The 23,680-nt window shown below is 70.9% G+C and carries 22 protein-coding genes; 11 read left to right on the top strand and 11 right to left on the bottom strand.

Going from position 1 to position 23,680, the window contains the following annotated elements; genetic code table 11:
- Nucleotides 1-635: 635 nt before the first annotated feature.
- The gene (locus AC792_RS04170; RefSeq protein WP_049829314.1) at nt 636-3,047 is read left to right on the top strand and encodes a transglutaminase family protein; all 2,412 of its coding nucleotides are present in this window, start codon (nt 636-638) and stop codon (nt 3,045-3,047) included.
- Between the two features lie 86 nt (nt 3,048-3,133).
- Here the strand turns inward: AC792_RS04170 and AC792_RS04175 are convergent, their stop codons facing one another.
- The 3 genes from AC792_RS04175 to AC792_RS04185 all read right to left on the bottom strand — a co-directional run bounded on the left by AC792_RS04175 (nt 3,134) and on the right by AC792_RS04185 (nt 8,459).
- The gene (locus AC792_RS04175; protein WP_082177394.1) at nt 3,134-5,467 is read right to left on the bottom strand and encodes a putative bifunctional diguanylate cyclase/phosphodiesterase; all 2,334 of its coding nucleotides are present in this window, start codon (nt 5,465-5,467) and stop codon (nt 3,134-3,136) included.
- A gap of 154 nt (nt 5,468-5,621) precedes the next feature.
- Nucleotides 5,622-7,103, bottom strand: a complete 1,482-nt coding sequence (locus tag AC792_RS04180; RefSeq protein ID WP_049829316.1) for an NAD-dependent succinate-semialdehyde dehydrogenase — start codon at nt 7,101-7,103, stop codon at nt 5,622-5,624.
- 306 nt (nt 7,104-7,409) lie between these two features.
- Entirely contained in the window at nt 7,410-8,459 is a 1,050-nt protein-coding gene (locus tag AC792_RS04185; protein WP_049829335.1) for a zinc-dependent alcohol dehydrogenase, read from the bottom strand.
- A gap of 73 nt (nt 8,460-8,532) precedes the next feature.
- Between AC792_RS04185 and AC792_RS16185 the strand changes: the two genes are divergently transcribed.
- Together AC792_RS16185 and AC792_RS04190 are read left to right on the top strand one after the other, a co-directional pair.
- On the top strand, nt 8,533-9,141 hold the full coding sequence (locus AC792_RS16185) for a hypothetical protein (RefSeq protein WP_200903359.1): 609 nt from the start codon (nt 8,533-8,535) through the stop codon (nt 9,139-9,141).
- On the top strand, nt 9,113-9,916 hold the full coding sequence (locus tag AC792_RS04190; RefSeq protein WP_235436355.1) for a GAF and ANTAR domain-containing protein: 804 nt from the start codon (nt 9,113-9,115) through the stop codon (nt 9,914-9,916). The genes AC792_RS16185 and AC792_RS04190 overlap by 29 nt, the downstream gene beginning before the upstream one ends.
- A gap of 25 nt (nt 9,917-9,941) precedes the next feature.
- Here the strand turns inward: AC792_RS04190 and AC792_RS04195 are convergent, their stop codons facing one another.
- The 3 genes from AC792_RS04195 to AC792_RS17475 are packed head-to-tail and all read right to left on the bottom strand — an operon-like array spanning nt 9,942 to nt 11,912.
- Nucleotides 9,942-10,379: a hypothetical protein gene (locus AC792_RS04195; protein WP_152916019.1), complete on the bottom strand. Its 438-nt coding sequence runs from the start codon at nt 10,377-10,379 to the stop codon at nt 9,942-9,944.
- Complete coding sequence (locus tag AC792_RS04200) at nt 10,369-10,989, bottom strand: hypothetical protein (protein WP_049829318.1); 621 nt, start codon at nt 10,987-10,989, stop codon at nt 10,369-10,371. The genes AC792_RS04195 and AC792_RS04200 overlap by 11 nt, the downstream gene beginning before the upstream one ends.
- Nucleotides 10,980-11,912, bottom strand: coding sequence for an RNA polymerase sigma factor (locus AC792_RS17475; protein ID WP_200903360.1), 933 nt, complete (start codon nt 11,910-11,912; stop codon nt 10,980-10,982). Before AC792_RS17475 ends, AC792_RS04200 begins: the two co-directional genes overlap by 10 nt.
- 219 nt (nt 11,913-12,131) lie before the next feature.
- On the opposite strand from AC792_RS17475, the gene AC792_RS04210 reads away from it, so the two are divergent.
- The 5 genes from AC792_RS04210 (at nt 12,132) to AC792_RS04230 (ending at nt 14,764) form a co-directional block, all read left to right on the top strand.
- A complete protein-coding gene (locus AC792_RS04210; RefSeq protein ID WP_049829319.1) occupies nt 12,132-12,638 on the top strand; it encodes an Asp23/Gls24 family envelope stress response protein in 507 nt (168 codons plus the stop codon).
- Between the two features lie 216 nt (nt 12,639-12,854).
- Nucleotides 12,855-13,037 carry a hypothetical protein gene (locus AC792_RS04215; RefSeq protein ID WP_049829320.1) on the top strand — a complete coding sequence of 61 codons (183 nt, stop codon included), beginning with the start codon at nt 12,855-12,857 and terminating at the stop codon, nt 13,035-13,037.
- Nucleotides 13,034-13,483 carry an Asp23/Gls24 family envelope stress response protein gene (locus tag AC792_RS04220; RefSeq protein ID WP_049829321.1) on the top strand — a complete coding sequence of 150 codons (450 nt, stop codon included), beginning with the start codon at nt 13,034-13,036 and terminating at the stop codon, nt 13,481-13,483. The genes AC792_RS04215 and AC792_RS04220 overlap by 4 nt, the downstream gene beginning before the upstream one ends.
- The gene (locus tag AC792_RS04225; RefSeq protein ID WP_049829322.1) at nt 13,480-14,046 is read left to right on the top strand and encodes a DUF6286 domain-containing protein; all 567 of its coding nucleotides are present in this window, start codon (nt 13,480-13,482) and stop codon (nt 14,044-14,046) included. Before AC792_RS04220 ends, AC792_RS04225 begins: the two co-directional genes overlap by 4 nt.
- A 103-nt stretch (nt 14,047-14,149) precedes the next feature.
- Nucleotides 14,150-14,764, top strand: coding sequence for a hypothetical protein (locus tag AC792_RS04230; RefSeq protein ID WP_049829323.1), 615 nt, complete (start codon nt 14,150-14,152; stop codon nt 14,762-14,764).
- A 54-nt stretch (nt 14,765-14,818) separates the two neighbouring features.
- On the opposite strand, the gene AC792_RS04235 is transcribed toward AC792_RS04230, so the two are convergent.
- The 3 genes from AC792_RS04235 to AC792_RS04245 all read right to left on the bottom strand — a co-directional run bounded on the left by AC792_RS04235 (nt 14,819) and on the right by AC792_RS04245 (nt 16,751).
- Nucleotides 14,819-15,103, bottom strand: a complete 285-nt coding sequence (locus AC792_RS04235; protein WP_082177395.1) for a hypothetical protein — start codon at nt 15,101-15,103, stop codon at nt 14,819-14,821.
- 275 nt (nt 15,104-15,378) lie between these two features.
- Nucleotides 15,379-15,897 (bottom strand): adenylyl-sulfate kinase, encoded by a 519-nt coding sequence (locus tag AC792_RS04240; RefSeq protein ID WP_049829324.1) that lies wholly within the window; start codon nt 15,895-15,897, stop codon nt 15,379-15,381.
- A 176-nt stretch (nt 15,898-16,073) separates the two neighbouring features.
- Nucleotides 16,074-16,751, bottom strand: coding sequence for a hypothetical protein (locus AC792_RS04245; protein ID WP_049829325.1), 678 nt, complete (start codon nt 16,749-16,751; stop codon nt 16,074-16,076).
- 296 nt (nt 16,752-17,047) lie between these two features.
- Between AC792_RS04245 and AC792_RS04250 the strand changes: the two genes are divergently transcribed.
- Nucleotides 17,048-17,713: an ANTAR domain-containing protein gene (locus tag AC792_RS04250; RefSeq protein WP_049829326.1), complete on the top strand. Its 666-nt coding sequence runs from the start codon at nt 17,048-17,050 to the stop codon at nt 17,711-17,713.
- A 597-nt stretch (nt 17,714-18,310) separates the two neighbouring features.
- Here the strand turns inward: AC792_RS04250 and AC792_RS04255 are convergent.
- Complete coding sequence (locus AC792_RS04255) at nt 18,311-18,832, bottom strand: DUF1697 domain-containing protein (RefSeq protein WP_082177396.1); 522 nt, start codon at nt 18,830-18,832, stop codon at nt 18,311-18,313.
- A gap of 102 nt (nt 18,833-18,934) precedes the next feature.
- Complete coding sequence (rsmI, locus tag AC792_RS04260; protein ID WP_049829339.1) at nt 18,935-19,756, bottom strand: 16S rRNA (cytidine(1402)-2'-O)-methyltransferase; 822 nt, start codon at nt 19,754-19,756, stop codon at nt 18,935-18,937.
- Nucleotides 19,757-20,023: 267 nt separating this feature from the next.
- On the opposite strand from rsmI, the gene AC792_RS04265 reads away from it, so the two are divergent.
- Together AC792_RS04265 and AC792_RS04270 are read left to right on the top strand one after the other, a co-directional pair.
- Nucleotides 20,024-21,652: a dolichyl-phosphate-mannose--protein mannosyltransferase gene (locus AC792_RS04265; RefSeq protein WP_082177399.1), complete on the top strand. Its 1,629-nt coding sequence runs from the start codon at nt 20,024-20,026 to the stop codon at nt 21,650-21,652.
- Between the two features lie 38 nt (nt 21,653-21,690).
- Complete coding sequence (locus AC792_RS04270) at nt 21,691-23,532, top strand: AMP-dependent synthetase/ligase (protein WP_049829328.1); 1,842 nt, start codon at nt 21,691-21,693, stop codon at nt 23,530-23,532.
- Nucleotides 23,533-23,680 lie beyond the last annotated feature (148 nt).

A 23,680-nucleotide genomic window follows, 5' to 3' on the forward strand; every position in this document is an offset into this window, starting at 1 on the left:
CGCGCACCTGCTCGAGCGCAACTACGCGGTGCGGTTCCTCGACCAGCAGGGCGCTCCCGCACTGCTGCACTCGGCCTCCGCGCCGTTCCCCGCGGAGGAGGAGCACCACGGGCCGGGCGCCGTCGTCGGGATCGCCGAAGGGCTCGCGGCCCTGGAACTCGCCGCGGACACCGGACGCCGTTCCGCGGACGAGGACCGCTCCGGCAGCACCGTGGTGCGGGCCGGGGAGGCCGCCCGCAGCGCTGCACGCCGTATCCGCCGCGCACCGGCGGACACCCCGCAGAGCGCACCCCATGCCGCCTACGGCGACGACCTCCTGGACAAGCTGGCGGCCGGCCGCAGCCGCGGGCCCCTGATCGCGCTGCTCGGCGTCCTCTCCGTCGACGAGGCACGGGCGCTGGCCCCGGCCGCCGGCTACGGGTCCGCCGCCTACGCCGTGCTCGCCACCGAGCGCCCCGCGGACTCCCGGCGTCAGCTCGAGATCCTGCGCGACGCCGGCTGGCACGCCACGGCGGCTTCCCCCCGGGCCGACTTCCCCGCCGTCTGGGCCGGGCTGGAGCAGGCGGGGACGGACAACCCCCCCGCCGCCGCATCCCGGACCGCGCCGCCCGGGCCACCCCCTCCGGAGGATCGGCATGACCTCGACCCTGTCCCGTCCGGCTCCCCCCCCCGCCGCACCGCCCGCCGCACCGGTCCGCGCACCCGTGGAACCGTGGCCCTGGGCGGTGACCGGCGCGGTGCTGTTCGCCGTCCTCGCCGCCGCCACCAGCCTCAACGGCGTGGGGGGGCCCTGGACCTGGCTGGGTCCGGGGCTCGGCACGGTGTTCCCGGTACTCCTCGCCATGGCCGCGGCGCGGAGCCTCCGGGCGGGGGGTGTGGCCACCGCATCGGTGGGGGTCCTGGCGCTGGTGGGCATGCTCACCGCGCAGTTCCTCGGCTCCTCGAGCTTCCTCGGTGTGGTGCCGGGCCCCGGGACCGTACCGGAGATCCAGCGGCTGCTCGCGGAGGCGGAGGAGACCGTGGTCTCCTCCGTGGTCCCCGTGCTCCCGGGGGACGGCATCATGCTGGTCATCTGCGCCGCGCTGGGACTGATCGCGATCGTCGTGGACCTGTTCGCCACCACCCTGGCCATGCCCGCCGCCGGCGGGGCGGGCCTCCTGGGGATCCTCGTGGCCCCTGCGATCGTGAAGCCGGACGGCGTGGGCCTGTCCGCCTTCGTGGCCACGGCGCTGGGCTACCTCCTGGTCCTCGCCCTCGCCCAGTGGCGGGAGAACCGGAGGGCCTCCGGTGGCGCCCGGGCGTCCTCGGGCTTCGCCGGGCGCGGGGTGATCATCGGGGCCGCAGCCCTGTCCGCCACGCTGATCCTGCCGCTGATGATCCCCGGGTTCACCTCGGGCGCCTTCCCCCAGGGCTCGCGCCTCAACGTGTGGGGCAACGCCACCGGGCTCAACCCCGCCGTGACCCTCGGCAACGACCTCCGGAACCCCACCGGGTTCGGCCGGATCACCTACTCCACGAGCTCGGACTCCCCGCTGTACCTGCGGGCGGTCACCCTCGAGGACTTCTCCGGCCGCCGCTGGGAACCGGACCAGCGCCTCGGGGACCGCGAGCCCGACGTCGCCGAGATGGGCACCGAGCAGGGCGTGGGCGGTGACGTCCCGGGCACCGAGGTGTTCACGCGCGTGAGCACGCAGAGCTACGCGAGCCCCTGGCTGCTCTCCCCCTACGCACCCGAGGGCGTCACCGGTCTGAGCGGCTCCTGGGAATGGGATCCGCTCAACCTCTCGGTGCTGGCCACCGACGGCGGGCCCACCCCCCGCCAGGACTACCTGGTGCGGAGCCGCGAGCCCGAGCGGACCCGCGAGGGCCTGGGCCGCACCAGCCCCGCCGGCCCCGACGCCGTGTCCGCGGTGTTCCTCTCCCGCCCGGAGGACCCCCCGGAGATCATCAGGACCACCGCGGAGGACGTCGCGGGCCGGTACCGGAATCCGTACGACAAGGCACTCGCCATCCAGAACCACCTGCGCGGACCGGACTTCGTCTACTCCGAGCAGGCCCCCGTGGACGGCGGCTACGACGGCACCGGCCTGGACGTCATGGCCGAGTTCCTCGAAGTGCGCTCCGGGTACTGCGTGCACTACGCCGGCACCATGGCGGTCATGGCCCGCGCCGCGGGGATCCCCAGCCGGGTGGCCGTGGGGTACACCCCCGGCAGCCCCACCGGGAACACGCGTGAGGGGCCCGGAGGCCTGGAACTCACGGAGTTCGTGGTGGACTCCCGGAACGCCCACGCCTGGCCCGAGCTCTACTTCGAGGGTGTGGGCTGGGTGCGGTTCGAACCCACCCCCTCCCGCGGTGTGGTGCCCGAGTACGCCCAGCAGACGTTCACCCCCTCCGCCCAGCAGCGCGACGATCTCGATTCCCTGGATCCCGGCAACGCGATCCCCGGTGCACCGGGCGAGCAGACCCCGGCGGCCGAGCCCTCCCCCTCCGCCGAGGCGACACCCCCCAGTGGCGAGCAGAGCGGCTCCCGTGCCCTGCCCGGCGTGCTGACCGCGGCGGGCCTGGTGCTCGTGGCACTGATCCCCCCCCCGCTGCGCTCCGCACGCCCCGGGTCACGGCGCCGTGCACCGGAGACGGCGGGGGGGGGCCCCGGCGGGCGAGGATCGGCGACCACCGCATGGGCGGAGACCACCGAGATCGCCGGTGACTCCGGCGCCCCGCTGCAGGCCCCCGACCCACCGCGCACCTTCGAGCACCGGCTGGCCCGGCAGGCCGGGCTCGCGGAGGCCCAGGCCGGCTCCATGGCCCGCCTGCGCGCGGCGTACGAGTACGAGGAGTACGCGGAGCACACCCCCGCGATGCAGGGTCCCGGCGGGGGGTCGGGGTCCACCGCGGCCCTGGCCCGGCCTGCGCTGCGTGCCCGGTGGGACGACGTCGACGCCGTACGGAGCGCCCTGCGCAGCAGCAGCTCCTGGCCGGTACGGTTCAGAGCGCGCTTCCTGCCGCGGTCGCTGGTCAACCGGTTCCCGACCGACTCCCGGTAGGATCCCGCACCGACCGGCGACCCAGCACATTGCTGCCCGGCCCCGCGCTCGCTCCGGGGCGACCCGGGCAGCTGGTGCGGGTAGCGCTACGGGCGGTCGGGGGCCGGAGGAACGGGCCGGGTCGCCGCAGGTGCCCGCACCAGCAGGGAGTCCGCCCGAGGCACACCCCGGGGTGGATGCGCAGCGATCCAGGGGGCCACGCCGGCGGCCGGAAGAGGTCTGGCGAAGTGATACCCCTGGGCGAGGTCGCAGCCGAGGGTGCGGAGCTCCTCCGCCGTCTCCTCGTTCTCCACCCCCTCCGCGACCACGCGCAGGTCCTGGCTGTGGGCGAGGTCGATGATGGAGGCCACCAGGCCGTGCGCGCGCCGGTCCCTGCGCATCGCGCTGATGAAGGAGCGGTCGAGCTTGAGCTCGTCCACGGGGAGGTCGCGCAGGTAGGCCAGGGAGCTGTACCCGGTGCCGAAGTCGTCGATCGAGATCTCGATCCCGTCGGCGCGCAGCCGGGTGAGGACCTCGGCGGTGCGTCTGGGCGTGGCCATCAGGGCGTCCTCCGTGATCTCCAGGGTCAACGAGGTGGCCGGCACCCGGTGCTGCCGGAGCAGGATGTCGATCTGCTGCGGGAGATCCACCGGGATGCAGGATCCTGACAGGTTCACGGCGACGTTCACCTCCAGGCCCTCGGCGCGCCAGGCGGCCACGCGTGCCACGGTGCGTTCGAGCACGAGCGTGGTCAGTCTGGGCATGAGCCGGGCCTCCTCGGCCAGGGGGAGGAACTTGTCCGGCGAGAGCTGACCGAGTACGGGATGGTTCCAGCGGACCAGGGCCTCCAGACTCGTCCTCCCGACCGGTCCGGTGACCCGCTCGCCGGCCAGGTGGACCTTGGGCTGGTAGTGCATCTCGAGCTGGTCCTCGGCCATCGCGGTGCGCAGTTCCTGCAGGGTCTGGAGTTTGCGGGCGGCACCGTCGTCGTCCAGGGAACTGTAGAGGTGATGCCCGCTGCGATCGGACTTGGCCCGGAACATGGCCACATCGGCCTTGCGCATCAGGAGGTTCAGATCGGTGCCGTTCGCCGGGGTCAGGGCCATACCGATGCTCACGTCGACCTGCAACGAGGACAGTCCGACGGTGATCGGTTCGTCCAGTGCCCCCCTCAAGCGGCATGCTGCAGCGACGGCCTCCTCCTTGGTGCAGCCGTCGAGGAACACCGCGAACTCGTCCCCTCCGAGACGTACGAGGAGATCGCCGGGGGTGAGCTGCTCCGCGAACCGCTGCCCCACCCGGATGAGGAGCTGATCCCCGACGTCGTGCCCCAGGGCGTCGTTGATGTCCTTGAAGCAGTCGAGATCCAGGAGGAACAGCGCTCCAGGACGGCCACGGGTGAGCCGCGGAGGGATCTGGATCAGGAGCGCCCGGCGGTTGGGCAGCCCGGTTAGCTCGTCCGTGATCGCCAGGGTGGACAGGACCCGGTTGCGGAACACCAGGGGAACCGCGGCCATCGCGAGCGCGGAGGCCGCGAGAAGTTGGGCCAGGAGCGGGATCTGCATCCGGCACCCGATCAGCAGGACCACCAGGGCCGTGGTGGTGGAGATCATCAGCGCCAGGAAGGCCGGGCGCTCGTAGACCTGCCCGCGGGACTCCTGACCGGTTCGTCCGGCGGCGTCGACCCATGCGGCGATGGCCACGATCCCCGCCACCCAGGCGGCATCGATGATGTTCCCGATCAGGTAGCTCTCCAACGTGAGCGCGAAGACGATGTCGGCCACCGAGTAGGCCACCAGTCCGAGGACGAGCAGCTGCCACCGGGGCCCCAGGTCCAGACCCCCGGTAGCGAGCAGACCACCGACAGCGGTGATCAGTACCAGATTCAGGATCGGATAGAGGACGACGATGACGAGTTCCAGACCGGTGGCTCCTGCCCCACCGGTCAGGACGGGGGTGAGGATCAGCGCCATGAGCGACCCCGCGGCCGCTGCTCCCACCACGCTGTCCAGGAGAAGCGGCCAGGCCAGGCCCTTGAGCTTGCGCATCATGACCACGAGCGCGCTGAGCATGAGCGGGTAGAAGGCGAGGTACGCGACGTCTGCGGTCGTCACATCGGTGAGCGCTGGTTGCCCGTTCAGCTCCAACAGGTAGAGCACGTCCCCCATGGTGTACATGGTGACGGCGCCCGCCCCGAACAGGATCTGCCACTGCCTGAACCGCGTTCGGAACGCTGCCCGGACACACACGGTGACCGCCAGCAGCTCCGTGATGATGCCCAGCGATTCCTCGAACGCGCCGTACGAGCCCGGGGTCGTCAGCAGCAGGGTCAGGACGTAGACGGTCAGCACCGCCCCGGTGAGCACGATCAAGCCGGGGAACCTCTTCCCGGAACTCGCCGAGCCCCCCGCGCCACTCGCCGGCCGAGCCTGAGTACGCATGATGGATCTCCTCAGCTGTCCCGACCACGAATGCGGTCCCTGAAACGAACTCTAGGATCACCGGATGGTCCCGGCCGCCGATTCGGGCCCCGACACCGAACCCAGACGGAATCCTTGGCTCATCCTGAGCTTGTGGCCGGCCGGCACGAGGGCGTCAGGAGGCGAACGGGTCCGAGATCCCCACGTACTGCGTGTAGAGGTACTCCTCGATGCCCTCCGCGCCGCCCTCCCGGCCGAGTCCTGACTGCTTGACCCCACCGAACGGCGCTGCGGCGTTGGACACCACGCCCGCGTTCAGGCCCAGCATCCCGACGTCGAGCCGCTCGCCGATCCGCAGGCCCCGGTTCAGGTCGCGGGTGAACACGTAGGCCACCAGCCCGTACTCGGTGTCGTTGGCGAGCTCCACGGCCTCGTCCTCCGTGCCGAAGGTGACGATCGGCGCCACGGGGCCGAAGATCTCCTCCTGCAGGATCCGCGAGGACCGCGGGACGTCCTTGAGCACCGTCGCCCGGTAGAAGTAGCCGTCCCCGTCGACGGGGGCGCCGCCGACGACCGCCACGGCGCCGTCGTCCACCGCTGCCGTCACGAGCTCGTGCACCTTGGTGCGGCTCTTCTCGTCGATCAGGGGGCCGAGCGTCGAGCGCTCCTCCGTGCCCCGCGCCGGGGTGGTCGCGCCCATCCGTTCCGCGAGCGCCGCCGCGAAGCGGTCGGCCACGGACTCGTGCACCAGGAAACGGTTGGCCGCGGTGCAGGCCTCCCCCATGTTGCGCAGCTTCGCGAGCATGGCGCCGTCCACCGCGGCGTCCACGTCGGCGTCCTCGAACACCAGGAACGGGGCATTGCCACCGAGTTCCATGGAGGTGCGCAGCACGTTCCGGGACGCGGCGGCGAGGAGGTTGCGGCCCACGGGGGTGGAGCCGGTGAAGGAGAGTTTCCGCAGGCGGGAATCCTCGATGAGCGGCCCGGTGACCTCGCCTGCCGTGGTGGTGTTCACGATGTTCAGCACCCCTGCCGGGAGGCCCGCCTCCTGCAGCACGGTGGCGAACAGGGAGGAGGTCAGCGGGGTCAGGTTCGCGGGCTTGAGCACCATGGTGCAGCCGGCGGCGATCGCGGGGGCGATCTTCCGGGTGGCCATCGCGAGCGGGAAGTTCCAGGGGGTGATCAACAGGCACGGGCCCACGGGCTTCTTGTTCACCAGCAGCCGGGCCTTGCCGTCCGGGGCCACGGAGTAGCGGCCCGAGGCGCGCACGGCCTCCTCGGAGAACCAGCGCAGGAACTCGGCGCCGTAGCCCACCTCGCCCCGGGCCTCGGCCAGGGGCTTGCCCATCTCCAGGGTCATCAGCAGCGCGAACTCGTCCGCGCGGGCGGTCACGAGGTCGAAGGCGCGCCGCAGGATCTCGCCGCGCTCGCGGGGAGCGGTGCGGGCCCAGTCGGCCTGCGCGGCCACCGCCGCGTCCAGCGCCGCGACGCCGTCCTCGGGTGTGGCATCGGCCAGCGTGAGCAGGGTGCGCCCGGTGGCCGGGTCCTCGACGTCGAACGTGGCACCGGACGACGACGCCCGCCACTCACCGCCGATGAACAGGCCGGTGGGGACCTTCTCGAGCAGTTCCTTCTCCTGGTGGATGGTGACGGCCATGGGCGCTCCTTCGTGGGGTTCTCCGGGCGCGTGGGCACCCGCTGCATTCGGTGCTCACGCTAGACCCGCCGTCCGGAGGCGTCCAGTGGAGCGTGCACTGCCATCGGTGGGTCGTCCTGGACATCCGCACAACGCTCGTCCGCCCTCCGGGGACGGTACGGTCACCGCATGCCCGGGCTGATCCTGCCCGACCCCGAGCGGCACTCCGCCTGGCTGGACGCCCATGCTGAGTGGGGTCCGGGTCTGCACGAGGACCGGAGGGTTCACCTCGGGAGGCTCCGGCGCAGCATGCTGGACCCGGGTGAATCAGGCTCCGGCGTTCGGGGCCACGAGCACCTTCGCGTGCTGGGTGGTGCCGCCGTCGAGCTCGGCGAGAAGATCCGGCAGTTCGTCGAGGGTGATCGTGCCGGTGATCAGCGGCACCACGTCCACCGAGCCGTCGGCGAGCGCCCGCATGGCACCCGTGAAATCGGCGTGGGTGTAGGCCAGCGAGCCGATCACGGTGAGCTCGCGCGACTGCCAGTCGCCGTAGGAGACCTCCGAATCGGTCATGGGATAACCGAGGAGTGAGAGGATGCCGCCGCGTCGCACGAGTTCGGCACTGGGCTGCAGGAGAGCCGGGGCGCCGGTGCACTCGTAGAGGACGTCCGCGCCGAGGGTGCCCGTGAGTTCCAGGACGCGCGCGCGGAACTCGTCGCCGGGCTCGAAGACCTCGGTGAAGCCCAGGGCCCGGGCGGCGTCGCGTCGTGCCTCGGAGGGCTCGACGACGACCACCGCACCCGCCCCGGCGTGGCGTGCGTGCTGGGCCGTGAGCAGCCCGATGGGCCCCGCGCCCTGCACCACCACGACGGCGCCCAGCCGCTGACCGGTGCGCCGGACCGCGTGGAAGGTGACGGCGGTGGGTTCCACCAGGCCGAGTTGTTCGTCCGTCAGGCTCTCGAGGGCCCGCTGGACACGGCGCTCGGAGACGATGAGATGTTCGGAGAATCCTCCGTGGTCGGGGGCGTCCTCGGTCACTCCGTTGGCCTCGGCGAACGCCGTGTCGCAGTGGTCGGCGTTACCGGCGCGGCACATGGGGCAGATGCCGCACGCGGGACCGACGCTCGCCACCACCCGGTCGCCCTCGGCCACGGTGTCGACGCCCGCTCCCACGGTCACCACGGAGCCGGTCCATTCGTGGCCGAAGACCGCCTTCGGGATGAGACCTCCCGAACTGTAACCGTGGGTGTCCGTGGCGCAGACGCCGCAGTAGCGGATCCGCACGAGCACTTCCCCCGCGCCCGGCTGCCGGAGTTCCTCCTCCTGCACCTCGACGGAACGCGGAGCGGTGACGACGGCGAAGCGATTCGTTTCCATGTGCACCAACGCTACGCCCGCTCGTCGGTCGGTACCCAGCCGCGCGATCCTCACCTGCAGCAGGATGGGGTGCATGGAGATGTTCATACGATCACTGGCGGCTGCCGTTCTCGATGTGCTCGGACCGGACGGTCGACTTGTAGCGATCGACGGTGTGGACGGTAGCGGGAAGACGACCTTCGCCGCCGCCCTGGCGGCAGAGATTCACGACCGTCCCGTGATCACCATCCACGCGGACGACTTCCTGAACCCGCCGACTCTTCGGCATGCACGGGGACGTCATTCCCCGGAAGGGTTCTGGCAGGACACCTACGACTACCGGATGCTCCGGGAGTACGTGCTCACACCGTTGGGGCCGAAGGGCGACGGCTGGTACTCACCGGTCGGTTACGATCCAGGAGCAGATCGACCGATGGAGCCGGTGTTCTCCTACGCTCCGCCGGAAGCGCTGGTGCTGGCGGAGGGCATGTTCCATGCACCGGTACGTGCAGGGGCAGCGCCTCTACTTCGATGCTGCACAGCCCTGGGAACGCGCAACCTTCGTCATCGACAACGGCGACGTCGCCACGCCTCGGATGATCCGGCCCGGCACTGCGTCAGCCGCCCGATTCGGCATGGCATAACATCTTCAGGAACCACGGAGGTGGTTCCGGGTGACGACGGGTCTTCCGGACGGACGTGATGCACGGATCGAGGTGGGGATGCCGGACGAGGACGAATTGGCCCGCGAGGTCGAACGTGACACCGTGACCGCCAGGTTGCAGAACATGGTGCTCGAGAGCGAGGACGTGCAGCACTTCCTGACCGGGATGGTCACCATCGCTGCGGAGTCCTTCACCGGGGCCTACGGGAGCGTGTTCTGCGGGGTGACGCTCCTGCGTCCCCGCTCGATGATCACCGTGGCCAGCAGCAGCGAGGAGGCGCAGCTGGTGGACGAGGTGCAGTACGGGTTCGACGACGGTCCGTGTCTCCGCGCCGCGCGGGAGGGCGTCACCGTCCACATCCCCGACTTCCTGACGGAGACCCGCTTCCCCGAGTACCGGGAAGCGATCGCAGCCCACGGCCTGCGCTCGGCCCTGGGCATCCCGATCCGGCTCGACGCGGGCGCCAGCGCCGGCCTGGATTTCTATTCCACCGAGGCGAACGCCTTCGACGACCAGGGCATCGTCGTCGCCGAGCGCATCGCCCGGGACGTCTCGCAGTCCCTCCGGCTTGCCGTGCGCATGGCCGAACTGAGCTCGGCCACCTCGAACATGCGGGCCGCCATGGAATCACGCACCACCATCGACATGGCTCTCGGCGCCATCATGGCCCAGAACCGGTGCGACCAGGAGGAAGCCATCACCATTCTGCGCCGCGCCTCGTCCAACCGGAACGTGAAGCTCCGGGACGTGGCGACGGAAATCCTGGGCTCCGTCGGGCAACGGAAGCCGGTGAGCACGCACTTCGAGGGCTGATTCCCCGCCGATCTGCAGCCGGGACTCATCCCCCGCCGTCGGGCACCGGGTCCCCCGCTCGGGTGGGCCGGGGCGCTTCCTCAATGGAGAGTATCGTGACGTCGATCGTCCCGACGGTCAGTCCGTGGCGCTCGAGGGTTGTCGCGGCGAGTACCTGCAGTTTCCGGGACAGGGTGAGCGCAGGGTGGTCGACGTCGGTGGCGACGTCGATGTGCACGTTGACCATGGTGCCGGCGAGGGACAGGGTGAGCCCGTCCGTGACGGAGACGACCGGTTCCTCACCGTCCGCACCGAAGGTCTGCTGGAAGAGGGCCACCGGCGTCAGCTTCAGGCGTTGGACCGTGCTGCGCACCGTCGGTTCCAGGCGTACCAGCCCGGGCTCTGCGAGGAGGACGGATCTGAGCTGCTCGACCACGGGGTCGAGGTCCGGTACCCGGGCGTCAACGGACGGGTCAGACATCATAGAGGTCCTCCACGACGATATCGATCTGCTTCATGGTGATGGATGTCTGCGTACGGACGATCGCACCGACACGCTCCCGGAGCGAGACCATCGCCGGCGGGATCCTCATGGTGGACGGCAGGGCCACCCGGAGTGTGATGCGGACATCCGTGACGTCCACCGGATCACCGGAGGGCGCCCGGGTGCCTCCGGGGCCGGTGGTACTGATGCTGCAGCGCCGGGCCCGGACTCCGGGGAGCGTCGATGCTGCGAAGCGGATCAACGCGGTGAGGGCCTGTTCGCTGATGTCAATCGTCCCGAGCTCGGTCCTGCTCAGCGGTGCACGCCGGCCACGGCGGATCTCGGCCCGCGCCACCATCATGATCGCTTCCCTGACCCGGGAGCCGGGCTGCAGCTCCGGGTCCACGCGGTCGTTCTCGCGCATCGCACCGGTGATCAGGGCAAGGTTCTGCAACGATGCACGGGCACTGCGGCAGTCCTCGCAGTGCTGCTCGTGCGCCGAGGGCGGCTCGTCGATGGAGGCCCACACCTCGTCGAGGTCCCGGCCACACCCGAGACGCGGGCGTTCGTGCCGAGGAGGATCCCCCTGCGGGTGATCATTCACCGCCATGGCTCCATCCCTTCTGCTAGGAAGCGTTTCGCACGGGCGATCCGGCCACGGACGGTACTCTCGGGAACCTGCACGATCGCAGCGATCTCACCGTACGAGAACTCGTGGATCTCACGGAGCAACCAACAAGCACGCGGTCCGGCAGGAAGTCCCTGGAGCAACGCGGCCAGGGCCTTCATCTGCGCCTGGCTCTCGACCTGCCGGGCCGGGTCGAGGGAGGCGGGCGCACCGACGGCGTTCCTGCCCCTGGAACTCTCCACGTCCTCGTAGGGGTCCGAGCCGAGATCCCCGGTGGGTTCGACCGGGCGGCGCCGACGCCTCCGGAGGTCATCGAGGCACTTGTTGGTCGCCGTGCGGTACAGCCATGGCACGAAGGCCTGCGGCACCGTGAGGTTCGGCAGGCTCCGCCAGGCGGAGATGAAGGTCTCCTGCACGATGTCCTCCGCGTCCTGACGGTCGTTGAGCATCCGCAGACACAACCGGAAGATGCCGCCCTGATACGCGGTGATCAACCAGTCGAAGGCCTGCAGGTCCCCGTCCTGCGCCCGCGCCACGATGGTGAGCTCGTCGAGCTCCTCCGAACGCTCGTCGGAAGTCGGGCCCGTGTATTCGGGGACCCCACCCTGCCGAGACGGCGCCGTGCCGGTGGATGGTTCCGGATCGGCGTCCTCGGGCGACGGGCGCGAGTCACTGGAGCGGAAAGCCGGGACGGGATCCTTGGTGGCGGGCGTCGAGGCGATCAGGGATCCGGCTCCGGTGGCCCCCGACCCGGTCAGGTCCTCGAGCCCCGGCACCTGCTCCTCACCGGTTCCCGGCTCACGCTCGGCCGTCCACTCCGGCTCCGGCTCCGGCTCCGGCTCCGGCTCCGAGCGAGCGGAACGGGACGACCCGGCGGGCCCGACGTCGTGATGCTCCTGGACCACACGTCCCCTCTCCTGTGCTGTGAAAGTGATCCTCGTCACCCCCGAGGCCGAAACCTGCCACCAGCCTAAGCCCCCCGCCCGTTCCGTCAGCAGAACGAGCCCTTCCTCGCGAGGACGAGGTGAGCGGGAAAAAAATAGTTGCTGGAACGGCGTGACGATTCCGCGGACGGAGCGTCTTGACCTGTGTACGCATTCCTACCACCAGGAGACAGCATCCACATGGCTAACAACACCTCATCCACCGCAGTCCCGGCCACCGGCGAGGAGCAGGAGCGCCAGGCCCAGCAGCAGGCCAAGGAGGCCGAGAAGTCACGCAACATCGGCCCCCTGCAGACCGACGAGGGCAACACGACCGTCGCCGACACCGTGGTGCAGAAGATCGCCGGCCTGGCAGCACGGGAGGTTCCCGGTGTCTATGCCATGGGCAGCGCCGGTCGCCGGGCCTTCACCAGCATCTCCGAGCGCATCCCCGGGTCGCAGACCAACGTCAGTGGCGGCGTCAGCGTCGAGAAGGGTGAGCGTCAGGCTGCCATCGACCTGACCATCGTCATCGAGAACGGCGCATCCATCGTCGAGGTGGCCAAGATGATCCGTCGCAACGTCATCGACTCCGTCGAGGGCACCACCGGCCTCGAGGTCCTCGAGGTAAACATCGCCGTCACCGACGTGCACCTCCCGGAGGACGACGACGACAACGACGACGCCGGTCGCGACGACCTGAAGTAGGACCGGTCACCACCACCGGACCCTGACGGTGCATCCCCGGGGACGGTCCGCACCGCAGAGCTCCGCAGCACACCGCGCGGTAGGGGACGGCGGCCGTGACCACGATGATCCACCATCGACGTGAATCGACGTGATCACGGCCCCTGCCCCGCACCGCGCTCCTCCCACCCCAGAGCCTCCCCTCCTTCCTCCTCCTGTTCCGTGAAAGGCACCACCATGAATACGACAGCTATGGGCCTCGTGACCGGTCTCGTCCTCGGCTGGGCCGCAGCCTTCGGCGGGTTCGGGGAGTTCCTGACCGTCGCCGTCCTCGGCGCCCTCGGGCTCCTCGTGGCCCGTCTGATCGAGGGCAAGATCGACCTGGGCGCCCTGACCGGGCGTTCGAGCACCCGCCGATGACCGCCGCACCCCCGAGCAACGCGACCCGTCGACGCTCCCCCGCACCCGAGACGGACACCGGCGACGACGCCGGCGGTGCCCTCGACGCCGGTGACCGTGGTTCGCTCACGATCTCCGAGAAGGCGATCGAGAAGATCGCGGGCCAGGTGGCCGCCGAGACCCCCGGCATCCACGGCTCGAGCGGAGGATTCCTCGGCATCGGCTCCCACGCCGACGAGGACGCACGGCCCAGGGTCTCGGCGCAGCTGCACGGACGTACTGCTTCCCTCCAGGTGAGAGCGGGTGTCCGGTACCCCACGCCGCTGCGCTCCACGACGGAGCGGCTCCGGGAGCGGATCAGCAGCCGTCTCGACGAGCTGTGCGGGATCGACGTCCGTCAGGTGGACATCGAGATCACCTCCCTGGTGACGGACACCGACGACTCCGGCCGGAGGGAACTCCTGTGAGCAACGCCCCACGGTCCCAATCGCTCCGCCGGCGCTCCAGCCGCTCCGTCCCCGCGACGATCCTCGCCGCACTCCTGCTGGCCCTGGCCGTGGTGGGTGCCTGGGTGGGGATCAGCCGACTCGTCACCGGTACCTGGCCGAGTTTCCTGGCACCGATCCGCCAGACACTCGCCGGCTTCACCTGGGAGAGCCCGGCGCTCTGGGCGACGGCGATCGTCCTGGCCGTGATCGGGGTGTTCCTCCTGCTGGCCGCGATCCTGCCCGGGCAGCACACCACGATCCGGCTCACGGATCCCGACGGAGAGGACGCGGACACCACGGAGACGGTGATGAGTCGTCGCGGACTCGCGAAACTGGTCGGTTCGCACCTGGACGAGGCCGATGGTGTGGACTCGGCATCGGTCGGTGCCACCGCACGGAAGGTCACCGCCGTCGTCCGCACCCCCCTGCACGACGCCTCGGGCTTCTCGGACAAACTCACGCGGTCCCTCGAGCGCAAGCTCGAGCAGGTCGGGGTGGACCCCGCCCCGAAGGTGGTCGTTCAGGTCAGGACGGACTCGTGAGCGGCGAGGCGCAGGGCCGGATCGAGTGCACGAACCGCCGGATCCCGAGCACGCGGGCCCACCGGCGGAGTCTTCCCACGCACCATGACGAAAGGAAAGCCCGATGAGGGAAACCGCCGGCACACTGAACCGGACCTGGCTGGCGATCATCGGCGTCGTGGCGCTGCTGCTCGGCACAGCCGGCATCCTCCTCGCGTCGGGAACGGCATCGGGGTTGGCATCCTCCGTGGGTCTGGAACCACCCGCCCCGGGAGACCCGGCGCTGCCGGAGAACTTCCAGGACGTCTTCGTCCCCGACACTGCCGCGGCGATCGTCGCCGTGGTGGCCGTCGTCGTCGGACTCCTGGCCCTAGTCTGGCTGCTCGCGCAGGTGCCCCGGCGCAACCAGGCACGCACCTTCCGGTTGCACGCGGACGACGCCGTGGACGGCCGCACCACCTGCGAGCCCCGGGTGATGGCGAGCGCGGTGGAATCCGACGTCGAGCGGATCTACGGTGTGATCTCGGCCGCGGCGCTGCTCCGCGGGAGTGCGTCGCAACCGGAGCTCACCCTCGACGTCAAGATCGATCAGCGGGCCGACGTGCGCAGCATCATCGAGCAGATCCATGCCGAGGTCGCCCCCAACCTCGAGACGGCGCTCGAGACGCCGTTGCGCAGAACCGCCGTCCTCGTGAACATCGGGGCGTCGCGCGGTAACGAGAAAGCCGCGGTGCTCTGACCCGTGGTGTCACGACCCCTCGTACGAGGGGTCGTGCGGTGACGGTCCGGGGACCTACTCGTCGTGGGGACGGTCGACGAGCTCTGTGCTGTAGGGGGCTCGGCCGCCCCGGCAGATGTCGTCGTACAGCTCGTTGACGGCGTGGGCGATCATGTCCCGGTCCACGGCCGGGAGCCGCACCAGTCCATGGAGACAGGCTCCGACCTCGAAGGCCTCGAGGCAGCCGCCCATGCTGTGGTAGTGCATCCACACCTCCTCCGAGGACAGGCTGAGACGCCTCATCACCTCGAAGGTCAGGGCGTACTGCTCCCCGTGGTTCCCGGCCCCCATGGCGATCACCGCTTCCTCACAAGAATCCCGCGCCGGACGGTATCGAGCCTAAGCTCCGGGAGCCCGGGCACCGCGGTGAAGATTCACCTTGCACCACCGGCGGAGTTCCTCTACTCGTCGCGGACGGCAGGAGGGGGCCAGGATTTCCTCGGAGCGCGATTCGCACCGCAGGTCCCGGGCCGGCTCACCGAGCTGACCGGGGAGGCCACCGCCCGTGACCGCACCGATCACCCACGGTTCATCCCTCACTCCATGGGACGATGCACCTCACCCGGCCCCGACCATCACCATCCCGTGAGTTCCAGCAGCTTCACCGCCACCCCGGCGGGGTCGAGGTCGTCGGTGTCGACCCGGTGGGTGAAATCGGGGGCCTCGCCGTCGAGCCGCTCGGCCATGGCGCTGCAGCGATCGAGTTCGGCGGGGGCGACCTCCCCGTGGTTGCGACGTTCGGGCCGTGCCCGGGCCGGCCCGGCGCTGCTGCGCAGCAGTACCGCGGTGACCAGCGGGTCATCCCCCATGGCGGTGGTGAGGCTCGACGCCGTGAGGACAGCGGCCGTGTTCGTGTAGACGAGCCGGTGGTGCCCGAGTGCTCGGTACGCGGACCACATGGCGGCCAGGTTGTGCTCGGCGAGATCGGCGCCGGGGAACGCGAGGTGCGGTGCCGGGAACGCGAGGTCGAGGTAGTCCCCCTCGATGACGGCGTGATGCACGTTCCTCTCGACCAGTAGTTCGTGGAGCGCGAGCGCCGCCGTGGACTTGCCGACCCCGGAACGGCCGCTGACGAGGAGGACATGGGAGCGCATCCACCCCACTGTGCTCTGCCGTGCACGGCAGCACAAGGGGTGTACGGGGTGCTCCGGGTGCACCCGGACCATGATGCACTCCCTCGGGCCCGGTCGGACCCGTCATGCCGGCACCGCGGGTGATGCGCATGAGCACCGCGTGCAGCTTCCGGGCGGACATCGCACACCCGACGGGCTCACGGCACGAGCGGCAGGGTGCGCCCGTCCCTGAGAGTCAGCGCGTCGACGACGAACCCGTCGTGGAGCCGGATCCCCGCGACACGGTACTCCAGCGTGGTCCGGTCCTCCCGGTACACGTACGCCGCACCCTCGGGGAGCCCGCCCAGCTCGGCCTCGCCCGGATACGGTGCCGCACCGAGCGCCTCCAGCTCGGCCGGGGTGATGCAGAACTCCCACAGCTCGTCCGAATCCACGAACGCCAGCAGGATCCCCCGGCCCGTGCGCGCGTCCACCTGGTACACCGTCATGGCCACCTTCGACGATCCTGCACCGGGCCCCAGGACTCCCGGGACATTGAAGTCATCGGCGGAGAACCCGCTGAGGATGCCCTGATCCGATGGTTCGTCACCTGCAGCACGCTCCTGCTGGGCCGTGAGGGCGGCACACGTGTCCGGCCGGTCACCCCCTGCCACAGGGTGCCCGGAGCTTCGATGCGTGTCACCGGCGACCCCGAGGAGTGTCACCAGGACCGTACCGAGTACCAGGTTGCGGGTCCGGGGCGACACCCGCCGTGGTCGTCGGACCGGCAGCGGCTCCTGCGTGGCAATCCACTCGGGCGGGTCCCCCAGGTCCACGACGACGACCCGGGCTGCGGCGTCGTTCCTGCCGGAGGACGAGGGCGCTCGTTCCTTCACACGCGGCTCCCCCGGGCCGTGGTCGGGGAATCGGCCACCGACGCACAGGGGAGCGCCGGGACGGCGGCCGGTGCGGGGTACGCGGCTGCGAGGAGCACTTCCTGCTGGGTCATCCCGCGATCCTCGTCCCGCCCGCACCGGCTGTCAACGGGATGCGCACCTGATCGGGACGCCCGAGTGCTGCCGATCGGCAGCACCCGACCGGTGTCGGAGGCTCTTGCTACGATCAGCGGGCACACGTGGGTGCGGGTCAAGACACCGGCCCGTACCGGGTTCCCAGTGATTGGTGCCACCAGATGAAGTTCTCCCCTGCCCTCGCCGACCCTGCCGACCTCCCGTCCGAGGAGCAGAGTTCCGATGACACCCGCACGGTCGACTGCCCCACGGGGACCTTCGACTACGACTTCGCGACCGGGCGGTTCGCGTGGTCGGACCAGATGTACTCGATCCACGGGTACGAACGCGGGGAGATCGTCCCGACGCTCGAACTCGGCCTGGCGCACTTCGATCCGTCCGAGCGTGAGCGGGCACGGGAGCTGTGGGACCAGCTCATCATCGACGCGGGACCCCTTGCCGGATACCACACCGTCGTCGACACCCGCGGCCACCGGCACCAGGTACTCACCGTCGCCGACCGGATGATGCAGGACGGCGAGGTGGTGGGGATCCGCGGATTCCTCACGGACATCACCGCCTCGGTGCACGAGGACTCGCACCGCCGTGCGAACGAGGCGGTGGCACGCTCCGCGGAGACGAGATCCGTGATCGAGCAGGCCAAGGGGATTCTCATGGCCCTGCAGACACTCACCGCGGACCAGGCGTTCCTCGCCCTGAGCAACCACAGCCAGCACTCGCACCACAAGGTCAAGGACCTCGCGCAGCAGCTCGTCGCGGCGACGGGGGACCACGTCGCGCTGGCAGCACTGGCCGCTGTCATCTGCACGGAGCACTCCGGGCCCTGAACCGACGCACATCGGGTGACAGCATGCGAGCCCGGTGGATCCGGTCGATCCGCCTTGACCTTCCCCCACAGTCGCGTGGTCAACTGATCAGTGGGCTTGGCAGTGTGTCAAGAAGCGGCGCACGACCACGTCCCTTGATGGCGCCCGAACCACCGGTTCGGGCGCCATCCCGCCAACCGCTCCTCACCCGGGACAGCTCACCGACATGTCCCGTGGGGGGATCTGCTCCCGACGGCCTCAGGGGCATCGGGCCGAGGCGTGTCCGTGAAGAATCACTCCACCGTGCCGGTGATGGTCCTCCGGCGACGGTGCTCGACCACGGAGCAGGTCAGGAACACGGAAGCGGCCAGGACCACGACGAGGAGCGACACGGTCCCCAGACCGCGGGCAGCCGTTCGGCAAGGAGCATCACACCCACCGCGAAGATCATCGAGACTCCGAACACGTGGCGGCTCCATGTAGTCATGACTCCAGCCTAGGCGCCGTGCGATCGCCGACGCGAGGTCCGACCGCAGCCTGCCGGCGTTCCGCCGGCACCGTGGTCGGACGGTTCCTCAGGTCGAGAACGTGCCGAGGCCCTGGTGGACGACACCGGGATCAGGCGGTGAGCTCGACAAGTTTCGCGACGGTGTTGGCGTTGCGGGCGGTGCCGACCACACCGAGTCGCTTCTCGAACCACGCGGCCTGGAGTCTCGAGGTTCCGACGCCGTCGGCGTAGCGTACGAACACCTCCGAGCCGTCCACCGCGAACTGGTCGGGGCTCCCCGCCGGCGGATCAGGAGTCTGCTGAAGGCGCGGTGGTGCTTCGAGGAACACCGTCAGCACCCAGCGGCCCTCCTGCGTACCCGCGAAGGGGTTCCGCCGCTCGGCGTCCACGAGCTCCTCGTGGGACCGGACGATCACGGGCAGATCGTGGCCGAAGCTCCGGTGCACCGTCCGCCGGACGAGCTCGGCACACGCCGCTGCGGACCGGCCTCCCGGGTCGAGGACGACGTTCCCGGCCACCTGCAGGGTTCTCACGCCGGTGAGCCCGGCGTCCTCGAGCGCCGAGCGGAGCTCGGGCATCCTCAGGGCGGTGGGCCCTCCCACACCTCGGATCAGGGCGACTGACGTGGACATGCCGTCAGCCTACGGGCCGCCGGTCCCACCGGCCCGTGATACATGGGCGCACTCGTGGGACGCAGGTGCGGTGACCGCCGTCGTGACCTGCGAGGACCCGGCTCAGCGCGCCGCGATCACCGCCGCGTACAGTTCGCGCTTGCTGACCCGGCTGTCGGCCGCCACGGCCGCCACGGCGTCCTTCAGGCGCATCCCGCCGTCGATGAGCCGGGTGACCTCCCCCACGTGGTCCTCCGGGCGGGACGGCGCGGCCTCCGGGGCGCCGGCCACCACGACGGCGATCTCACCCCGCACCTCGGAGTCCTGCGCCCACTGCAGCAGCTCGAGGAGCGATCCACGCACCACCTGCTCGTGCACCTTGGTCAGTTCCCGGGCCACCGCCGCCGGGCGGTCGGAGCCGAAGGCCTGCTGCAGCGAGCGCAGCATGGCCTCCAGCCGGTGCGGGGCCTCGAAGAACACCATGGTGCGCCGTTCGGCCGCGAGGTCCGCCAGCCGCCCTGCGCGCACCCCCGGCTTGCGGGGCAGGAACCCCTCGAAGCAGAAGCGGTCCGTGGGCAGACCGGACAGGGCCAGGGCGGCGCGCACGGCCGAGGCGCCGGGAACGGCGGGGGGACCGCGCCCCCCCGCCACCGCGGCCCCCCCGAGCCGGTACCCGGGGTCCGAGACCGAGGGCATCCCGGCGTCGGTGACCATGAGCAGGGTGGCGCCGTCGCGGACCAGCTCGAGCAGTTCAGGTGTCTTCTCGGCCTCGTTGTGCTCGTGGTAGCTGAGCACGCGGCCGGTGACGGTCACGCCGAGCGCCTGCACCAGGCGGTGCAGGCGCCGGGTGTCCTCGGCCGCCACCACGTCCGCCGTGTGCAGGAGGCCGATCAACCGTTCGGTGGCGTCGCCCATGTTGCCGATCGGCGTGGCCGCGAGGACGATGCGTCCGCGACCGCTGCCGTCGCCGGCGGTGCCGCGATAGGCGGTCGGCTGCGTGCGCGACGCCGGCTGCTCCAGCGTGTCGCCGGCACCGTCGGGGGCCTCGCGGTGGTCCGTGGCCGGTCCGGTGGGCGGGGGGGCCGGGGCTCGGCCGGCGTGGTCCTGGGTCTCACTCACCGCTCCAGCGTGACCGGGGGGCGCGGCCGACCGGGCGCGGATCCGCGCGCCGGCCTCCGGAGCAGGCGGGCGGGGCGCCGGTAGCATGACGGGGTGGGCCGCACCGCCGTCCGCGACCGCAGGGGTGCTCCCCCGGGCGGGCGCTGGGTGACCCCTCCCCACGGTGCCTACACGCCGGCGGCATTGACCCCCCGGCTGCTCGGCGCGACGACGGCGGGCGGGGCCCTGCGCTGGATCCTCCCCCTCGCCCTGGCCGTGCTCGGCGGCGTGCTGCGCTTCGTGCGGCTCGGCGAGCCCGGTTCGCTCGTGTTCGACGAGACGTACTACGTGAAGGACGCGTACTCGCTGCTGCGCTCGGGCTACGAGCGCCAGTGGCCCGAGGAGGCCAACGAGTCCTTCGACGCCGGGAACCCCGACGTGCTGCTGGAGGCACCCAACTACGTGGTGCCCCCGCCCGTGGGCAAGTGGATGATCGCCTTCGGCATGCTCCTGTTCGGCTCGGACAACTCCTTCGGGTGGCGTTTCTCCGCAGCGGCGGTGGGGACCCTCTCCGTCCTGCTGATCGCCGTCGTGGCCCAGCGCATGTTCGGCTCCGCACTGCTCGGCGCCGCGGCGGGCCTGCTGCTCGCCGTGGACGGCCACCACCTCGTGGAATCGCGCACCTCCCTGCTGGACATCTTCCTGAGCTTCTGGCTCCTCGCGGCCTTCGCCGCCCTCCTCGCGGACCGCGACCACGGACGCCGCCGCCTGGCCCGGCGGCTCGCCGCGCAGGCGTCCGCGTCCGACGACGGCCTCCCGTCCCGCGCCCGGCTGGCCTACGGCCCGTTCCTGGGGTTCCGGCCCTGGCGCCTGGTGGCCGGGGTGTGCCTGGGCCTGGCGCTGGGCACCAAGTGGTCCGCCCTGCCGTACATCGCCGCCTTCGGGCTGCTCACCGTCGCCTGGGACATGAGCGCACGGAGGATCGCCGGGGTGCACCACTGGTTCCTGGCCGGAGCCACCCGGGACGGCCTGCTCGCCTTCGTGTCCCTGGTACCCGTGGCGGCGCTGGCCTACGTGGGTACCTGGACGGGCTGGTTCCTCTCCGAGGATGCGTACGACCGCCGCTGGGCGGAGACCAACCCCTCCGCGCAGTGGGGGTGGCTCCCGGACGGTCTGCGCTCCCTCGCCGAGTACCACCGCAGCGCCTACACCTTCCACTCGGGCCTGGGCTCGGACCACCCCTACGAGGCCAGCGCATGGACCTGGCTGGTGATGGGCCGGCCCACGTCCTTCTTCTACGAGACGCCCTCGGGCTGCGGGGCGGACTCCTGCTCGCAGGCCGTCACGGTGCTGGGGAACCCGCTGATCTGGTGGAGCGCCGCGCTCTCCCTCCTGGTGCTCCTGTTCGCCTGGATCGGGCGGCGGGACTGGCGTGCCGCCGCGATCCTCACCAGCGTGGCCGCCGGGTACCTGCCCTGGTTCCTGTACCCGGAGCGCACCACCTTCACCTTCTACGCCGTGGCCTTCGAACCGTTCCTCGTCCTGTCCCTGACCTACTGCCTGGGCCTGGTGCTGGGCGGCCCGGCGTCGGGTGCGGCCCGGCGTCGGCGCGGTATCGTGCTGGTGGGCCTCTTCCTGGCCACGGTGGTGGCGCTCTCCGCCTACTTCCTGCCGGTCTGGACGGCGGAGATCATCCCCTACGACTCCTGGCGCAACCGCATGTGGCTGCCGAGCTGGATCTAGGCCCGCCCCCGACCCCGCAGAATCGAGAGCGAGCACTGGTGCGCGAAGCAATCACCGAACTCCTGGTGGACCTCCCGGAGACCAGCAACGTCACGGACCTGCTCCTCTCCACCCACGACGCCGATCCGCAGCGCACCCTGTACGCGGTGCGGGACGGCAGCCGGTGGCGGGACGTGTCCGCGGCGGAGTTCCTGCAGCAGGTCCGCGCCCTGGCCAAGGGATTGATCGACGCCGGCATCCGCCCCGGCGACACCGTGGCCGTGATGTCCCGCACGCGCTACGAGTGGACGCTCGCCGACGTCGCCATCTGGTTCGCCGGCGCGGTGACCGTGCCCGTCTACGAGACGTCCTCCGCGCACCAGGTGGCCTGGATCCTCGAGGATGCCACACCCGCCGTGGTGTTCGTGGAGGATCCGCACAAGGCCGCCACCGTGCTCGACGCCGCGGAGCGTGCCGGCCGGGCCGCCTCGACCACCGTGGTGCAGCTGACCGAGGAGGGCGCCGGGGGCCTCGCGACCCTGAGCTCGCTCTCGCGCTCCGGTGACGGCGTGCCCGACACCGTCCTGGAGGCCGCGCGGTCCTCCCGGCAGCTCGCGGACCCCGCCTCGATCGTCTACACCTCGGGCACCACGGGGCGCCCCAAGGGATGCGTGATCACGCACGGCAACTTCGCCCTGTTCGGCGTGAACACCCTGGAGTTCCTGCCCGAGTTCCTCAAGCAGGAGAACGCCCGCACGCTCATGTTCCTGCCCCTGGCCCACGTGCTGGCGCGCGCCGTCCAGGTGGTCTGCTTCACCGGCGGGATCACCCTGGCCCACTCCGGCTCGGCCGCGCAGCTGCTCGAGGACCTCGGCACGTTCAGGCCCACGTTCCTCCTCGCCGTGCCCCGCATCTTCGAGAAGATCCACGCCACCGCCGGTCAGCGGGCCGCCGACTCGGGGAAGGGCCGGCTCTTCGCCGCCGCCGAACGCACCGCCGTCGCCTGGTCGCGGGCCGTGGACGCGCGCGGGAGGGGCGGCAGTGGACCATCCGTCCCGCTGCGCGCCGCGCACGCCGTCTTCGACCGCATCCTCTACCCGCGCCTGCGCGCCGTGTTCGGCGGGGAGGTGACCTACACCGTCTCGGGCGCCAGCCCCCTCAACGAGCACCTCACCCACTTCTTCCGCGGCGCCGGGATCCTGGTCGAGGAGGGCTACGGACTCACCGAGAGCACCGCGCCCTGCACCGTGAACACCGTGAACCTCACCCGTGTGGGGACCGTGGGGCTCCCCATGCCCGGGACCAGCATCCGGATCGCCGACGACGGCGAGGTGCAGGTCAGGGGCGCCGGCATCTTCGCCGGGTACCACCGGAACGAGACGGCGACGGCCGAGGCGTTCACGGACGACGGCTACTTCCGCACCGGTGACCTCGGCTCCCTGGACGAGGACGGCTTCCTGAGCATCACCGGGCGGAAGAAGGACCTGATCGTCACGGCCGGCGGGAAGAACGTGGCCCCGGGCCCGCTCGAGGAGAAGCTGCGCGAGCACGGGCTCGTGGCCCAGGCCGTGCTGGTGGGTGAGGGCAAGCCCTTCGTGGCGGCGCTCATCACCCTGGACCGCGAGACCCTGGACGCCTGGGCGTCCGAGCACGGGAAGTCCGGGCTCGGCTCCGCGGAGGCCGCCACGGACCCCGACGTGCTCGCCGCGGTGCAGACCGCCGTCGACGCCGCGAACGCCACCGTGTCCCGCGCCGAGCAGATCCGGAAGTTCACCCTGCTGGACATCGAGTTCACCGTGGAGTCGGGGCACCTGACGCCCACGCTCAAGGTGAAGCGGGCCGCCGTCGTCGCCGACCACGTCGACGCCGTGGCCGCGCTGTACGGGACGGCGGAGCGGTAGGGGCTCCGGGTACCCGACCTCCTAGGTGTTGTGGGTCATGACGTTGCTAACGCGCCAGGTGGTGTGAGCGTGCGAAAGGGGTAGGTCCCCGAGCGCAGGATGGAAGTACCTCTACAACCCATCCGCGCGAAGGACCTACCCCTCATGA

The sequence above is a fragment of the Arthrobacter sp. RIT-PI-e genome (assembly GCF_001187915.1).
In the GTDB taxonomy this organism is placed as follows: domain Bacteria; phylum Actinomycetota; class Actinomycetes; order Actinomycetales; family Micrococcaceae; genus Arthrobacter_D.

What these genes read in the sequence shown, in the direction of transcription:
- AC792_RS04170 (WP_049829314.1), top strand. Translation starts at nt 636, where the DNA reads ATGACCTCGACCCTGTCCCGTCCGGCTCCCCCCCCCGCCGCACCGCCC.
- AC792_RS04175 (WP_082177394.1), bottom strand. Translation starts at nt 5,467, where the DNA reads ATGCGTACTCAGGCTCGGCCGGCGAGTGGCGCGGGGGGCTCGGCGAGT.
- AC792_RS04180 (WP_049829316.1), bottom strand. Translation starts at nt 7,103, where the DNA reads ATGGCCGTCACCATCCACCAGGAGAAGGAACTGCTCGAGAAGGTCCCC.
- AC792_RS04185 (WP_049829335.1), bottom strand. Translation starts at nt 8,459, where the DNA reads ATGGAAACGAATCGCTTCGCCGTCGTCACCGCTCCGCGTTCCGTCGAG.
- AC792_RS16185 (WP_200903359.1), top strand. Translation starts at nt 8,533, where the DNA reads ATGGAGATGTTCATACGATCACTGGCGGCTGCCGTTCTCGATGTGCTC.
- AC792_RS04195 (WP_152916019.1), bottom strand. Translation starts at nt 10,379, where the DNA reads ATGATGTCTGACCCGTCCGTTGACGCCCGGGTACCGGACCTCGACCCC.
- AC792_RS04200 (WP_049829318.1), bottom strand. Translation starts at nt 10,989, where the DNA reads ATGGCGGTGAATGATCACCCGCAGGGGGATCCTCCTCGGCACGAACGC.
- AC792_RS04210 (WP_049829319.1), top strand. Translation starts at nt 12,132, where the DNA reads ATGGCTAACAACACCTCATCCACCGCAGTCCCGGCCACCGGCGAGGAG.
- AC792_RS04215 (WP_049829320.1), top strand. Translation starts at nt 12,855, where the DNA reads ATGAATACGACAGCTATGGGCCTCGTGACCGGTCTCGTCCTCGGCTGG.
- AC792_RS04220 (WP_049829321.1), top strand. Translation starts at nt 13,034, where the DNA reads ATGACCGCCGCACCCCCGAGCAACGCGACCCGTCGACGCTCCCCCGCA.
- AC792_RS04230 (WP_049829323.1), top strand. Translation starts at nt 14,150, where the DNA reads ATGAGGGAAACCGCCGGCACACTGAACCGGACCTGGCTGGCGATCATC.
- AC792_RS04240 (WP_049829324.1), bottom strand. Translation starts at nt 15,897, where the DNA reads ATGCGCTCCCATGTCCTCCTCGTCAGCGGCCGTTCCGGGGTCGGCAAG.
- AC792_RS04250 (WP_049829326.1), top strand. Translation starts at nt 17,048, where the DNA reads ATGAAGTTCTCCCCTGCCCTCGCCGACCCTGCCGACCTCCCGTCCGAG.
- AC792_RS04255 (WP_082177396.1), bottom strand. Translation starts at nt 18,832, where the DNA reads ATGTCCACGTCAGTCGCCCTGATCCGAGGTGTGGGAGGGCCCACCGCC.